This window comes from Novosphingobium sp. IK01, from assembly GCF_033242265.1.
GTDB lineage: Bacteria > Pseudomonadota > Alphaproteobacteria > Sphingomonadales > Sphingomonadaceae > Novosphingobium > Novosphingobium pituita.
In genome coordinates this window covers 1457370-1471656 of sequence record NZ_BTFW01000001.1, presented here as the reverse complement: position 1 = coordinate 1471656, position 14287 = coordinate 1457370, and the positions used below count along the sequence as shown (strand labels likewise).

At 64.9% G+C, this 14287-nt stretch carries 15 protein-coding genes; 10 read left to right on the top strand and 5 right to left on the bottom strand.

What is annotated here, in order from left to right; genetic code table 11:
* Nucleotides 1–43: 43 nt before the first annotated feature.
* From SBI20_RS06855 to SBI20_RS06845, 3 genes are read left to right on the top strand one after another with little or no spacing between them, the layout of a single operon-like run.
* Entirely contained in the window at nt 44–196 is a 153-nt protein-coding gene (locus SBI20_RS06855; RefSeq protein WP_317974358.1) for a hypothetical protein, read from the top strand.
* Complete coding sequence (locus tag SBI20_RS06850; protein ID WP_317974357.1) at nt 193–393, top strand: hypothetical protein; 201 nt, start codon at nt 193–195, stop codon at nt 391–393. The genes SBI20_RS06855 and SBI20_RS06850 overlap by 4 nt, the downstream gene beginning before the upstream one ends.
* 32 nt (nt 394–425) lie before the next feature.
* Nucleotides 426–2897 carry a TonB-dependent receptor gene (locus tag SBI20_RS06845; protein ID WP_317974356.1) on the top strand — a complete coding sequence of 824 codons (2472 nt, stop codon included), beginning with the start codon at nt 426–428 and terminating at the stop codon, nt 2895–2897.
* A gap of 53 nt (nt 2898–2950) precedes the next feature.
* Here SBI20_RS06845 and SBI20_RS06840 read toward each other — a convergent pair whose 3' ends face one another.
* The gene (locus tag SBI20_RS06840; RefSeq protein WP_317974355.1) at nt 2951–3916 is read right to left on the bottom strand and encodes an isopenicillin N synthase family dioxygenase; all 966 of its coding nucleotides are present in this window, start codon (nt 3914–3916) and stop codon (nt 2951–2953) included.
* Nucleotides 3917–3979: 63 nt separating this feature from the next.
* Between SBI20_RS06840 and SBI20_RS06835 the strand changes: the two genes are divergently transcribed.
* From SBI20_RS06835 to SBI20_RS06825, 3 genes are all read left to right on the top strand, one after another.
* Complete coding sequence (locus SBI20_RS06835; protein ID WP_317974354.1) at nt 3980–4429, top strand: EVE domain-containing protein; 450 nt, start codon at nt 3980–3982, stop codon at nt 4427–4429.
* A 73-nt stretch (nt 4430–4502) separates the two neighbouring features.
* On the top strand, nt 4503–4685 hold the full coding sequence (locus SBI20_RS06830; RefSeq protein ID WP_317974353.1) for a CsbD family protein: 183 nt from the start codon (nt 4503–4505) through the stop codon (nt 4683–4685).
* A 190-nt stretch (nt 4686–4875) separates the two neighbouring features.
* Complete coding sequence (locus SBI20_RS06825; RefSeq protein ID WP_317974352.1) at nt 4876–5166, top strand: hypothetical protein; 291 nt, start codon at nt 4876–4878, stop codon at nt 5164–5166.
* Nucleotides 5167–5192: 26 nt separating this feature from the next.
* Here SBI20_RS06825 and SBI20_RS06820 read toward each other — a convergent pair whose 3' ends face one another.
* Nucleotides 5193–6608, bottom strand: coding sequence for an MFS transporter (locus SBI20_RS06820; protein ID WP_317974351.1), 1416 nt, complete (start codon nt 6606–6608; stop codon nt 5193–5195).
* A 195-nt stretch (nt 6609–6803) separates the two neighbouring features.
* On the opposite strand from SBI20_RS06820, the gene pgsA reads away from it, so the two are divergent.
* Complete coding sequence (pgsA, locus tag SBI20_RS06815) at nt 6804–7397, top strand: CDP-diacylglycerol--glycerol-3-phosphate 3-phosphatidyltransferase (RefSeq protein ID WP_317974350.1); 594 nt, start codon at nt 6804–6806, stop codon at nt 7395–7397.
* A gap of 255 nt (nt 7398–7652) precedes the next feature.
* On the opposite strand, the gene SBI20_RS06810 is transcribed toward pgsA, so the two are convergent.
* Genes SBI20_RS06810 through rnd form a run of 3 tightly spaced genes read right to left on the bottom strand, consistent with a single transcriptional unit; the run spans nt 7653 to nt 10474 of the window.
* Entirely contained in the window at nt 7653–8294 is a 642-nt protein-coding gene (locus SBI20_RS06810) for a YitT family protein (RefSeq protein WP_317974349.1), read from the bottom strand.
* Nucleotides 8291–9187, bottom strand: coding sequence for a hydrogen peroxide-inducible genes activator (locus SBI20_RS06805; protein ID WP_317974348.1), 897 nt, complete (start codon nt 9185–9187; stop codon nt 8291–8293). Before SBI20_RS06805 ends, SBI20_RS06810 begins: the two co-directional genes overlap by 4 nt.
* Complete coding sequence (rnd, locus tag SBI20_RS06800; RefSeq protein ID WP_317974347.1) at nt 9188–10474, bottom strand: ribonuclease D; 1287 nt, start codon at nt 10472–10474, stop codon at nt 9188–9190.
* A 198-nt stretch (nt 10475–10672) separates the two neighbouring features.
* Here rnd and aspS point away from each other — a divergent pair, with 198 nt between their 5' ends.
* From aspS to fabF, 3 genes are all read left to right on the top strand, one after another.
* Nucleotides 10673–12454 carry an aspartate--tRNA ligase gene (gene aspS / locus SBI20_RS06795; protein WP_317974346.1) on the top strand — a complete coding sequence of 594 codons (1782 nt, stop codon included), beginning with the start codon at nt 10673–10675 and terminating at the stop codon, nt 12452–12454.
* Between the two features lie 141 nt (nt 12455–12595).
* Nucleotides 12596–12832 carry an acyl carrier protein gene (locus SBI20_RS06790; RefSeq protein ID WP_169492034.1) on the top strand — a complete coding sequence of 79 codons (237 nt, stop codon included), beginning with the start codon at nt 12596–12598 and terminating at the stop codon, nt 12830–12832.
* Nucleotides 12833–12955: 123 nt separating this feature from the next.
* Nucleotides 12956–14212 (top strand): beta-ketoacyl-ACP synthase II, encoded by a 1257-nt coding sequence (gene fabF, locus SBI20_RS06785; protein ID WP_317974345.1) that lies wholly within the window; start codon nt 12956–12958, stop codon nt 14210–14212.
* Nucleotides 14213–14287: the final 75 nt, after the last annotated feature.

Below are 14287 nucleotides of genomic sequence, written 5' to 3'. Positions count from 1 at the left end.
TCCGGTACATGGCCGTCTTTATGTGGCACGCTCCAGGGCCGTGATGGCTGTCGATCTCGCGACGGGGACGGTAACGCCCCGGCTGGCCGGGGCCGAGCACGGGCATCAGGTCCTGCCGCTCCCCGGTTCGGACACCGTGCTCGAAACGAACGGGGATTCGAATGTCGCGCGCCTGATCGAGGGCCGCACACCATGACGCATCACAGCCAGACCTGTCGCAGCCGGATGGGGCACCGGCCCATCACCCAAGGCAAGCCGGTCCATCGCGCCCTGCTCATCGCGGCGATCATGCCGTCCTTGACGGGCCGGATTGCCGCCGCGCGCGCCGAACTCGCGCGTGCCCAGACTGTTCCCCCCGCACTTGCCCGGCCCAAATCCGCTTCCGCGCAGTGACCCCCATTCCATCCGGAAAAGAAGGCTTCATCATGACATCGACCACCAAGAGCAGCCTGCTGGGCTGCACGGCCGCCATCCTCTGGATGGCCGCGCCTGCCCATGCCGCCGCTGATGCCGCCACCGATACTGCCGCCAATACTGCCGCGACCACCGGGGCTGCCGACACGGGAACTGCTGCGGGCGAGGGCCCGGCATCTTCCGTGCGGGAACCCGTATCCGGGCAAACGACGACGAGCCAGTCGGCCGGACAGGCGAACGATGCCACCTCGCTGACCACCGCCGACATCATCGTCACCGGCACGGCGCAGATCGCCCAGGCGCCTTCGCTGGCCTCGCTGACGACGACCCAGCCCCAGGCCGCGGTCTCGCACGACTACATCCAGAACGCCGCGCCGGTCACCGCCGACTTCAGCGAACTGGCCGTGTTGACGCCGGGCGTGACGCTGAGCGGGGGCAACAACGGCTTCGGGCTGGGGGAATCCAAGCTGTCGATCCGTGGTTTCCAGGATGGTGAATACAACGTCACCTACGACTCGATCCCGTTCAGCGACACCAACAACCCGACCCACCACTCGACCTCGTTCTTCCCCTCGAACACGATCGAAACCCTCGTGGTCGACCGTGGTCCGGGCAATGCCAGCCAGCTGGGGCAGGCGACCTATGGCGGCAACTTCAACATCTATTCGCGTGCGGCGGCCGACACGTTCGGCATGCGGGCCGATTTCACCGCAGGCAGCTTCGACACGTATGTTGGCCGTGCCGAACTCCAGACCGGGGCCATCGACAAGCTGGGCGGCGCCAAGCTGGTGGTGACCGGGCAGGTCATGGATTCGCAGGGCGCGCTGACCTACAGTCCCACCCATTCCAAGAACATCTTTGCCAAGGCCGTGGTGCCGATCGGAACGCGCAACACGCTGACCGTGATGGCGACCTACAATGCCAACGTCTATTACCAGGCCGACAAGGGCACGGGCACTTGCGGCATTGCCTCGACCGGTCCGGGCACCAATACCGGCGACATTACCGGCAATAATTGTACGTCGGGCGCGCTGGCGGTCTATGGCCGCTATTTCGGGATGACCAACGACAAGTCGGTCAGCAACCAGTACGCGCAGGACTATTACGGGTACAACCGGACGGCCAAGCAGACCGACTTTGAATATGTCCGTCTCCAGAGCGAGTTGGCGCCGGGCCTGACGCTCGACAACCGCGTCTACATGTATGGCTATACCAACCACACCCTGTCGGGTCAGGATGGCACCGGCCAGACGGCCAATACCGTCGTCTTGACGCCCGGCAGCAAGGCTGTTGCGGGCATTCCGGGCTATGACAAGCTGAACAAGTATCGCACGATCGGCTATATCGGCGAGGCGGACTACAATTTCAGCAAGGGGCGCCTGCGCGTGGGCGGCTGGTACGAGACATCGGACAGTTCGCGCCACCTGATCGACTATGACGTGTCGACAATGCAGCCCAACTATATCGAAAAGTCGGTGTCTGGCCTCACCTCGCAGCCGCCTGCCAATGTCCAGTATCTTCAGGATTCCGGCTGGAACCAGTACCAGCTCTTTGCTGAATTCGAATATCGCCCGGTCAAGGGGCTGTCGATCACGCCGGGCGTCAAGTATGTCCACTTCACCCGTTCGATCAACGCCCCGGTCAACCAGAAGTCGCGCGCGCCGCTCTACGACAAGGCGACCTGGACATCGACCCTGCCGTTCGTGACCGCCAATTATGCGATCACCTCCAACTGGACGACCTATTTCCAGTTCGCCAAGGGCATGTATGTGCCCGACCTGTCGAGCTTCTATTCAGCCTCGCCGAATCTGGCGGATTCGCTCTCGCAGCTCAAGCCGCAGACCAGCACCAACTACCAGTTCGGCACGGTCTATCATGGCCACAAGTTCGCGCTCGATGCCGACATCTACAAGATCGACGTCAACAACAAGATCGCCAGCCCGACCACGGCGGGGGCGGATTCCTCGCTGCTGGTGAACATCGGGACGGTTCATTACAAGGGCGTCGAAGGGCAGGTCTCCGTCTTCCCGCTGCCCGGACTGACCCTCTTTGCCAATGCGTCCTACAACGAGGCGACCAACGGCACCACCGACCAGCAGATCGCGAACACACCGTTCACCACCGAGGCTCTGGGCGTGTTCTATCAACATGGCCCGGTCTATGCCTCGTACACGCACAAGTTCACCGGTGCGCAATATACGAGCGAAGCGGATGTCAATGCGCCGTTCCGGCTCTATCGGATCGCGGGCTACAGTATCGGCGACCTCTCGCTGGGCTACGACTTCGGCCATGTCCGCCTGAGCATCAACGTGAACAACCTGTTCGACAACGATCAGGTCAGCCAGGTCAAGAACAGCGCGAAGGGCGCGCCGACCACGACCGGGCTCAACGGCAAGTCGGTGCAGTCGGGCTATGGCCCATACGACCAGCTCCAGTTCAACGCGCCCCGCAGCGTGCTGGGCACGATCACCGTCAAGATCTGAAGTCGTCCGCCAAAGGCTCTCCCGCGCGTGGGGGAGAGCCGTTGGCGGCGTCGTTACATCCGCAGGCCGATCTCGCGCAGGCGTTCCTGAAGATAGTCGTCGGCGGTGATCGGGACCGGATAGAGGTCGGGATTGTCGGGGCCGATGCAGCCAGGCAGCGTCTCGATTGGAAAATCGCTGCGCAAGTGCAGGAAAAACGGCATCGAATAGCGGCTGAAGCCCGCCCGTGCGCCTTCGGGATTGCGCACGCGGTGGGTGGTCGAGGGCAGGACGTGGTTCGTCAGGCGCTGGAGCATGTCGCCGATGTTGATCACCAGCGCGCCCGGCGGGGGCGAGACTTCGATCCAGTTCCCTTCGCGGGTGCGCAGTTCGAGGCCCGCTTCCTCGGCCCCGAGCAGCAGGGTGATGAGGTTGATGTCCTCGTGGGCGCCCGCGCGGATCGCGCCATCGGGCGCGCCGGGCACGGGCGGGTAGTGGAGCAGGCGCAGCACCGAATTGCCATCGGCGATAGCGGGCACGAACCATTCGGCCTCCAGCCCCAGCCAGACCGCGATTCGCGACAGGATCGTCGCCCCCACATCGTCGAAGGCGGCAAACAGCGTCTCGAACGTCTCGCGAAAGCCCTCGGGTGTCTCGGGCCAGACATTGGGCGGCATCGAGCCGGCCAAGGGATGTCCTTCGGGCAGGTCGCGCCCGATGTGCCAGAATTCCTTGAGATCGCTGACCAGGGCGCCCTTGGCGATCTCGGTGCGGAACGGGGTATAGCCGCGCGCGCCGCCGATGCCGGGGATCGCCCAGCGGCGCTTTTCGGCCTCGGGCAGGGCAAAGAAGGCTTGCGTCAACTGCCAGGCCCGCGCGATCAGGTCGGCGTCGAGGCCATGATCCTTGACCATGGCAAAGCCGAATTGCCGGAAGCTGGCGCCGATGGCTTGGGCAAACGGGGCCGGATCATCGGCCAGCGAGAGCACGGGTAGAGATGGAAGCGGCTGTGAAACTGGCGGCTGGGTATCGAGGTTCATTTGGCTCCCCGCGAGGAAATGGGATAAGGGCGCAACATTCTCTCCATCTTACCCAAGGTTTCCATGCTGTCGATCAATGCCGATACCCAGCTCTGGCTGATGAAGTCCGAACCCGATGTCTATAGCTGGGACGACCTCGTGGCCGAAGGCGAGGGCACCTGGGACGGGGTGCGCAACCATCTGGCCGCGCGCAACCTGCGCACGATGAAGGAAGGCGATCTGGCGTTCTTCTATCATTCCAACATCGGCAAGGAAATCGTCGGCATTGCCACGATCAGCGTGCCCGGCCTGACCGACCCGACTGACCCTGAGGGCAAGTGGGCAGCGGTCAAGGTCAGGCCGGTGGCAAAGCTGGTCCACCCGGTCACGCTCAAGGCGATCAAGGCCACGCCCGATCTGGCCGAGATGGAACTGGTGCGGCTTTCGCGGCTCTCGGTCTGCGCGGTCCGTCTGCCCGAATGGGAGCACGTCCTGGCGATGGCGGGCGGAACCCGGCCCGGGGTTGGCGCGTAGGGTTTGCGAAGGGTGCGGCTGGCTCCTTCCTCTCCCGGCCGCACCCGACCCTCAAACGCCAAGGAGACATACCATGGGTGAACTCAAGGATCGCGCCAAGGGCCTGACCAACGAAGCGCTCGGCAATGTCAAGGAAGCCGCCGGCAAGCTGACCGACAACCCCTCGCTTCAGGCCGAGGGCCTGGCCCAGCAGGCCAAGGGCAAAGTCCAGCAGGCCGCGGGCAAGGTGAAGGGCGCCTTCGGCAACGAGATCTGATCGCAGGATCTGCCCCTTTTCGAGACGCATGTAGCGGGCCGTCCCTTCGGGGGCGGCCCGTTTTGCGTGGGGGCAGAAAGTTCCCGTGCAGATGGCGTCATTCCCGAACTGTCCCGGTACGGTACGGCCCGTTTCCGGCGGTGCGCGGGCAGTGCCGCAATGGTAAATTTTTGGTTAAACGGATCGCGCAATGATCCGCTCTGCTTTCTTTCCCGGTCGGCGGGTTCCGGCCCGGCCCGGCCATCCGTTCCGCCGCACGCTGCCCGAGCGTGCGTTGCGCCCGGTTCCCGTCATCGTTCCGGTTCACGAGCCGGAAGTGCGCGCGGCGATGGCCCGTGCCCTGACCACTAGCACCATGACACAAGGCGCCGCGCTGCGGTCCCCGCCGGTCAATCCCGCGCGGATCACCGCGCGCGATGTCAGGGATTTCCTGCTTGCCTATTGCGCGTGCTTCGTGGCGCTCATGGCGTTTTTGAGCTGATGGGCCTTCGTTGACGAGGTGGGCGCTCAGCCCATTTCGTCGAACGTGTGGTGTTCCTGCTCGCCGTGGTGGGCCAGTTCGGCGCGATAGAGGCGCCAGCCCAGCAGGGCCGAGATGAAGCACAGCAGGCCGGTGAACAGCAACTGGTCGACGATGCTCACCCCCATCGAGGTCAGCACCATGGCCAGGACCGAGCCGATCAGCATGGCCGCCGAATTGACGATGTTGTTCGCCGCGATCGTGCGCGCAGCCTCGCACTTCTCGACCACCGTGGTCAGGAACGCGTAGAGCGGCACGATGAACATGCCCCCGGTGATCGCGATGCCCAGCAGCGTGCCCACCAGCGGCACCGCCAGCGGCGCGCGCAGGAACAGGCCCAGCGTGAGCAACCCGCGCTGGCTCGGCACCGGCCAGGCCGCGCAGACGAAGTGGAAGGCCACCACGAACAGCCCGGTTCCCACCACGCAGGCCGGGGCATAGCGCGCCGAAACCGCGCCCTTGAGCATCCGGTTGATCGACATCGAGCCGATCGCGATCCCCACCGAGAAGACCACGAGGAACAGGCTGGCGACTTCCTTGCTGCATCCCAGCACGTTCTTGGCGAGCGGCGGGAACTGCACGAAAAGGATCGCGCCGACCGCCCAGAAGAAGCTGATCGCCGCGATGGCAAGGAACACGCGCGGATGGCGCGTGGTCGAATGGACGAGCCGGTAGAGCGAGACGGCTTGGTCCGCCACGGTGACCGGCACCATGCCCAGCGTGCGCAACAGCCCGCGCGGACGGCGCAGGAACGGGCGCAGCAGCGGCAGGGCCAGCGGCACGTCGGGCATTTCGGGCGGGGCCGGGGGCACGCGCTGCCCGGCGAAAAAGCCGATCAGCGCGACCACGATCACGCCGATGGCCGCCGCCGGGGCCGAGATATAGCCCGCCACGATGGTTCCGGCCAGAATCGCCAGATAAGTCCCTGCCTCGACCAGCCCGGTTCCGGCCAGAACTTCCTCGGCATGGAGATGCTGGGGCAGGATCGCGTACTTGATCGGCCCGAAGAACGTCGAATGGATGCCCATCGAAAACAGCGCGATCAGCATCAGCGGGATCGCCAGCGCGTGGACCTCGATCCCCTTCCACGCCAGCAGCAGGCCCGCCGCGCCCACGGTCATGATCCCGATCTCGCAGGTCTTGACGATGCGGATGATGCGCGCCTTGTCGCGCATGTCGGCCAACTGGCCCGAGATCGCCGACAGCGCCACGAAGGGCACGATGAACAGCGCCGTGGCCAGCCCCGAGAAGCGCGCTTCGGCCTGCTCGGAATTGTAGACGTTGAACACCACGAACAGAACCATGGCGTTCTTGAACAGGTTGTCGTTGAACGCGCCCAGCAACTGCGTGACGAACAAGGGCAAAAAGCGGCGCGTGCGGAGGAGATGCGTCGTGGTGGTCATTCGGTTATGGTGCCAAGCATCCCTGTTTTTCCCGTTTTTGCCTTAACGCCCCCGAAGCGGTGGGCAAGAGGCAAGCGTGGTGGATCATCATTTTTGCTTGGGGGGCGGTTTGGGGCGCCGGTCGCAAAAACCCCTGCAATCGGGCGCATAAACCGTTTCCATGTCGGGCAAGGGCCGCGTATTGCGGGCTTTGCCATGCTGACTTTGCCCAATATCCTCACGCTCTCGCGCATTGTTGCCGTTCCGCTGCTCGTGGCCCTGCTGTGGTGGCCGGGCTGGCCGACCGGCTATGCGCTGGGCTTTGCCATGTATTGCCTGATGGGGGTGACCGACTATTTCGACGGCTACCTCGCGCGGGCGCAGGGGGCGGTTTCGAAGCTGGGCGTGTTCCTCGATCCGATCGCCGACAAGATCATGGTCGCCGCCGTGATCCTCGTGCTGACCGCGCAGGGGATTTTGACCGGGCCTTATGTGGGCGACATGCATGTGATCGCGGGGCTGGTGATCCTGCTGCGCGAGATCGCCGTTTCGGGCCTGCGCGAGTTTCTGGGCGGTATTCAGGTTTCGGTGCCGGTGTCCAAGCTGGCCAAGTGGAAGACCACGTTCCAGATGATCTCGCTCGGCGCGCTGATCCTGGGCGGGGCGATGCCGTGGTGGACGGTGCGCGTGGCCGGGATCGTCGCCAATGTGCCCCATACGGTGGGTCTGGCCACGCTCTGGGGCGCGGCGGGGCTGACGCTGATCACCGGCTGGGATTACCTGCGCGTGGGCCTCAAGCACATGGACTGAAGCCGGAGCGTGGAAAGCCCCGGATGGGGCCTCTCGCTATGCGGGTTCCAGGCGGCATGGGCCAAAGTGCTGCGCGATGTCTGCTCCATTTCTCGTCATCCCCGCGCAGGCGGGGATCCAGTTCCGAGGGTTGCGCATGCAAACAGAGCATCAGGCTGGATTCCCGCCTGCGCGGGAATGACGAAGAAAATCACGCAAATCAGGTTTTTTCAAACCTCAGGGTGCATTTCCAGGATCTGAATTTGTCCATGCCGTCTACCGGCTCTGGGCCAGATAGCGGTCGGGGCGGTGCCAGGTCATCAGCATGAGGTTCATGCAGACCGCGCTCAGCAGCGACCACAGCGCGCGCTGCGGGCTCAGCACGAGGAACGAGGAGCCGATGATCATCGCGTCTCCGGCCATCATCAGGCGGCCAAAGTTCCAGCCCTTCTTCACGCTCAGCCAGCGGGCGATCATCGTCGATCCGCCCACCGCCGTCCCGTGGCGGGTGACGGCCAGCAGGCCCATGCCCATGACCGTCCCGCCGATGATCGCGGCGGCCAGCGGGGTAACCGAGGTGATCACGATCTCGTGGGCGACCAGCGTGATGATGCCCGAGATGGCCAGCGTCGCGATGACGCTGCGGATCGTGTAGAAAACCCCCTGGCTGCGCCAGAAGATCAGGAAGATCGGCAGGTTGAGCACGGCAAACAGCGTGCCGGGCGTGGCCGGAAGGGCATAGGAGAGCAGCAGGGCGAGGCCCGCCACGCCCCCGGTGATCAGGTGGGCCTGATGGAGCAGGTGGACGCCCAGCGCGAGCATCATGCACCCGGTGGTGACGCCATAGACGTCTTCGCGCGCGTTGTGGCGCTGGGGTTGCGGTTCAAACGGAAGGTCGGTTTGGGGAGGCGTGCTCATGGCGCGCGCAGTTCCTGTGCGAGAAGCTGGAATTCTTCGGCCCTGGGTGAATTCTTGCGCCAGACCAGCGCGATCTCGCGAAAGGCATGGTCGGATTGCAGGGGCCGGGCGACGATGCTGGTGCCTTTCAGGATGCCCGCCTCGATCGCCATTTCGGGCAGCATGGTGAGCCCGAGGTCGTTGTCGACCATCTGGACCAGCGTGTGCAGGCTGGTGCCGATCATCGTGGCGCTCGCGCGCAGTTCGGGGCGGTTGCACGCGGCGAGCGCGTGTTCCTTCAGGCAGTGGCCGTCTTCGAGCAGCAGCAGCCGGTGCTCGTCGATCAGGGCCGGGGAGACGATTTCGGGCGGATCGCGCGGATCGTCCTTGGGAAAGGCCACGAAGAGCCGGTCATCGAACAGATGCGCGACCTCGACTTCGCCGGTGGCGAAGGGGAGGGCGAGCAGCACGCAGTCGGCCCGGCCATGGTGGAGCGATTCGATGGCCGCCGCGCTCGGCTCCTCGCGCAGGAAGAGCTTCAATTGCGGGCGCTCGTGGCGCAGGCGCGGCAGGATGCGTGGCAGCAGGAAGGGCGCGATCGTGGGGATCACGCTCATCCGCAGCTCGCCCGCCAGCGGCGCGCCGTGCGACTGGACCAGTTCGGACAGCTCTTCGGCCTCGCGCAGCAGGCAGTGCGCCTTGGCGACCACCTGATTGCCCAGCGGGGTGAAGCGCACGACACGGCGCGTGCGCTCGACCAGCGTGACACCGAGCAGCGATTCAAGCTCGCGCAGGCCCGCCGAGAGCGTGGACTGCGAGACGAAGCACGAATCGGCGGCCTTGCCGAAGTGGCCATGCTCGTGCAGCGCCACCAGATACTGGAGCTGCTTGAGCGTGGGCAGGTAGGTGCTCATTTACGCCGCCGGTTCGTCGCCCCGAGGGACTTCGTTGTGCGGGGCTTCGTCCTGTTCGTCCTGCGGCGCCTCGTTTTGGTCCGTCTCGTTCTGGGGTGCCGCGCTGCCGCTGGCGCCGATCTGGTCGATATGCGCCATCTTGAGCTTGCCGTTCACCGCCGCGAAGGCCAGCTTGCCCTCGACGAGTTCGAGCGCATCGCGGCCAAACTGGTCGAAGCGCCAGGTTTCGAGCAGGGCGAGGCCCTTGCGCTGCCCGGCGGCGAGCGCCTCCAGATCGTCGGAACGGGCGAGCAGGCGGGCGGCCACGTCGATCTCGCGGCTGCGGATCTTGAGCAGCAGCTTGAGCAGGTCGGCCACCAGCGCGCCTTCCTTGCCCAAGGGCGCGCCGCGCGGCGCGCGCGGGGGCATCTCGGCCTCGGTCAGCGGCTTGGCATCGGCCAGCGTCTGCATCAGGCGGCGCCCGATGTCGTTGTCCTTCCAGCCCGAGGACAGGCCGCGGACTTTGGCAAGGTCGTGCTGTTCGCGCGGGGGGTGGCTGGCGATGTCGGCCAGGGTTTCGTCGCGCATGATGCGCCCGCGCGGGATGTTCTTGTCCATCGCCTCGGATTCGCGCCACGCGGCCAGCGCGCGCAGGCGGCCGAGCACGGCGGGGTTGCGGCTGGGCGGGCGGATCTTTTCCCAGACCTTGCCCGGATCGTTGCGGTAGTTCTCGGGGTCGGCCAGCTTTTCCATCTCGATGTCGAGCCATTCGCCGCGCCCGGTCTTGATCAGCCGCTTGAGGATGCGCGGGAAGATCTTCGACAGGTGGGTCACGTCGCCGATCGCATATTCGATCTGCCGCTCGGTGAGCGGGCGGCGCGACCAGTCGGTAAAGCGCGCGCCCTTGTCGATGGTCAGCCCCAGCCAGGCCTCGACGAGGTTGGAATAGCCGATCTGCTCGCTCTGCGAGAGGGCCATCATCGCGATCTGGGTGTCGAAGATCGGGTGAGGGGTGCGCCCGGTCAGGTTGTAGATGATTTCCACATCCTGCCCGCCCGCGTGGAAGACCTTGAGCACGTCCTCGTTGTCGACCAGCAGGTCGAGCAGGGGGGACAGGTCGATCCCCGGCGCGAGCGGGTCGACGGCGGCCGCCTCTTCCTCGTTGGCGATCTGCACCAGGCACAGTTCGGGCCAATAGGTGTTCTCGCGCATGAACTCGGTATCAACCGACACAAACTCGGACTTGGCCAGCCGCGCGCAGATGGCGGCGAGGGCTTCGGTCGTGGTAATCAGCGGATGTATCTTCATCGTTCTTTTTTCTGTATGGCCCGTTCCCGCGGCAGGTGGTTAAAGACCCGACATGGTATGGGGCCGGTTGTGCCCCCGTCCGGGAGCTGCGGCCTGAGAGCTGTCGCTTGACAAATGCGCGGCCATCGCCTCTTGGCCGCGCCTGACAGTGATGCCTGCAACACCTGCCTTATTGCAGCCCGATTGGAAAGAGTTTCGATGCACCCTTATCGTTCCCACACCTGCGGCGCCCTCTCGCGCGAGCAAGTCGGCGAGAATGTCCGCCTCTCGGGCTGGGTCCATCGCAAGCGCGATCATGGCGGCGTGCTGTTCGTCGACTTGCGCGACCACTACGGCATCACCCAGATCGTCGCTGACAGCGACAGCCCCGCGCTCGCCCTCCTCGAAGCCACCCGCGTCGAAAGCGTGGTGACCATCGAGGGCGTGGTCAAGGCCCGCAACGATGCGACCGTCAACGCCAACCTCGCGACCGGCGGGATCGAAGTCTTCGCCAAGGCCGCCACGGTGATCTCGGCGGCCGAGGAACTGCCGATGCCGGTCGCCGGCGAACAGGAATATCCCGAAGACATCCGCCTGCGCTATCGCTTCCTCGACTTGCGCCGCGAAACGCTCCACGCCAACATCGTGACGCGCACGAAGATCATCTCGGACATGCGCCGCCGCATGGAAGGGGCGGGCTTTACCGAGTATTCGACGCCGATCCTGACGGCTTCGAGTCCCGAAGGCGCGCGCGACTTCCTCGTGCCCAGCCGCATCCACGCGGGCAAGTTCTATGCGCTGCCGCAGGCGCCCCAGCAGTACAAGCAGCTGCTGATGGTGGCCGGTTTCGACCGCTACTTCCAGATCGCGCCCTGCTTCCGCGACGAAGACCCGCGCGCCGACCGCCTGCCGGGCGAATTCTACCAGCTCGACCTCGAAATGAGCTTCGTGACCCAGGAAGAAGTCTGGGAAACGATGGAGCCGGTGATTGGCGGCGTGTTCGAGGCCTTCGCGCAGGGCAAGCCGGTGACCCCGGTGGGCCAGTTCCCGCGCATTGCCTATGACGAGGCCATGCTCAAGTATGGCTCGGACAAGCCCGACTTGCGCAACCCGCTGATCATTTCGGACGTTTCGCACCACTTCACCGCTTCGGGCTTTGGCCTGTTCGAGAAGATCGTCGGTTCGGGCGGCGTGGTCCGCGCGATTCCCGCCCCGAACACTGCCGAGAAGAGCCGCAAGTTCTTCGACGAGATGAACGACTGGGCCCGCGCCGAAGGCCATGCCGGTCTTGGCTATGTCACCCGCAAGGGCGGCGAGTTCGGTGGTCCGATCGCCAAGAACCACGGGACCGAAGGCATGGAAAAGCTCTATGCCGAGCTGGGCCTGGGCGAAAACGACGGGCTGTTCTTTGCCGCGGGCAAGGTCGAGCAGGCCGCCAAGCTGGCAGGCGCCGCGCGGACCCGCGTGGGCAACCTGCTGGGCCTGATCGACGAAGGTCGTTACGACTTGTGCTGGATCGTCGACTTCCCGTTCTACGAATGGGACGAAGACGCCAAGAAGGTCGAATTCAGCCACAACCCGTTCTCGATGCCGCAGGGCGGGATGGAGGCGCTGACCGGTCAGGACCCGCTGACGATCAAGGCCTATCAGTACGACCTCGTATGCAACGGCTACGAGATCGCCTCGGGCTCGATCCGCAACCAGTCGCCCGAAACCATGGTCAAGGCCTTCGAGATCGTGGGCCTGACCAGGGACGACGTGGAAGAGCGTTTTGGCGGTCTCTATCGCGCGTTCCAGTATGGCGCGCCGCCCCACGGCGGCATGGCCGCGGGTGTCGACCGCATCGTGATGCTGCTGTGCGGCGCGCAGAACCTGCGTGAAATCACGCTGTTCCCGATGAACCAGCGCGCCGAAGACCTGCTCATGGGGGCGCCTGCTCCTGCCGAGCCCAAGCAGTTGCGCGAGCTTAACATTCGCGTGGTCGAACAGCCCAAGGGCTGAGCGGCCACCCGTTCCGACCGGGCTTGCGCATCTCTCGGCTCAAGGGCCTTGGATGCGCGGCCTCTTGCCAGCGGGTCATCCGCCCATTAGGGCGATGCCAAACCCGCCACCACCAACCAGTTTCCTGTGAAGGGGCATACAATGAGCGATACCGCCGACCGCGTTAAGAAGATCGTCGTCGAGCACCTCGGCGTCGAAGCCGAGAAGGTCACCGAAGACGCCAGCTTCATCGACGATCTGGGCGCCGACTCGCTCGACATCGTCGAGCTGGTCATGGCCTTCGAAGAAGAATTCGGTGTCGAAATCCCCGACGACGCGGCTGAAAAGATCGCGACCGTCTCGGATGCGATCAAGTACATCGACGAAAACAAGGGCTGATCGCCCCGCTTCCCCACGCGCGCAGCAAGCCTTTGAGCAGGCTGCCAAAGGGGAGGATTTCGGCAGGCTCAGCCCCTTTTTTCAGGGGCTGGGCCTGTTCGTTTGTCATTTCCGGAGAATAGAATGCGTCGTGTCGTCGTAACCGGCCTTGGTCTTGTCACCCCCCTGGGGGCAGACGTCGAAACCGTTTGGGCGAACCTGCTTGCGGGCAAGTCGGGGGCGGGCCCGATCACCCGTTTCGACGCCAGCAACCAGAAGTGCCAGATCGCCTGCGAGGTGAAGCCCGCCGATCATCCTTATGGTTTCGATGCAGGCAAGCGCGTCGATCACAAGATCCAGCGTCAGGTCGATCCGTTCATCGTCTATGGCATCGATGCCGCAGGGCAGGCGCTCGAAGATGCTGGTCTCGTCGACATGGACGATGACCTCAAGCTGCGCACCGGCTGCTCGATCGGCTCGGGCATCGGCGGCTTGCCGGGCATCGAGAGCGAATCGATCGTCCTTCACGAAAAGGGGCCGAACCGCGTTTCGCCGCACTTCGTGCATGGCCGCCTGATCAACCTGATCTCGGGTCAGGTCTCGATCAAGTATGGCCTGATGGGCCCCAACCACGCGGTCGTGACCGCCTGCTCGACGGGCGCGCACTCGATTGGCGATGCGGCGCGCATGATCAAGGATGGCGACGCGGACGTGATGCTGGCGGGCGGCGCGGAAAGCACGCTCAACCCGCTGGGCGTGGCCGGGTTCGCCCAGGCGCGCGCGCTCAATTGCAGCTACAACGACCGCCCCGAACAGGCCAGCCGTCCTTATGACAAGGACCGCGACGGCTTCGTGATGGGCGAGGGCGCAGGCGTTGTCGTTCTCGAAGAGTACGAGCACGCCAAGGCGCGCGGCGCGAAGATCTATGCCGAAGTCGTCGGCTATGGCCTGTCGGGCGATGCCTACCACGTCACCGCTCCCCACCCGGAAGGCAAGGGCGCGGAACTGGCCATGCGCATGGCCCTGCGCAAGGCGGGCATGGAAGCGGGCGACATCGACTATGTGAACGCCCACGGCACCTCGACGATGGCCGACACCATCGAACTGGCCGCCGTCAAGCGCGTGCTGGGCCCGGACCTGAGCGGCGCCTCGATGAGCAGCACCAAGTCGGCCATCGGCCACCTGCTGGGCGGCGCTGGCGCGGTCGAGGCGATCTTCTGCATCCTGGCCCTGCGCGACCAGATCGTGCCGCCCACGCTCAACCTCGACAACCCGGATGAAGGCACCGAAGGGGTCGACCTCGTGCCGCATGTCGCCAAGAAGCGGCAGGTGCGCGCGGTCCTCAACAACTCGTTCGGCTTTGGCGGCACCAACGCCAGCCTGATTCTCAAGGCGGTCTGAGCTTCCAGCCTGCATAATGTCCGGGAAGCGCCGAAAGCGTCGGAAAGCTTCCCAAAAGCAAAGGAAACGCGCCCC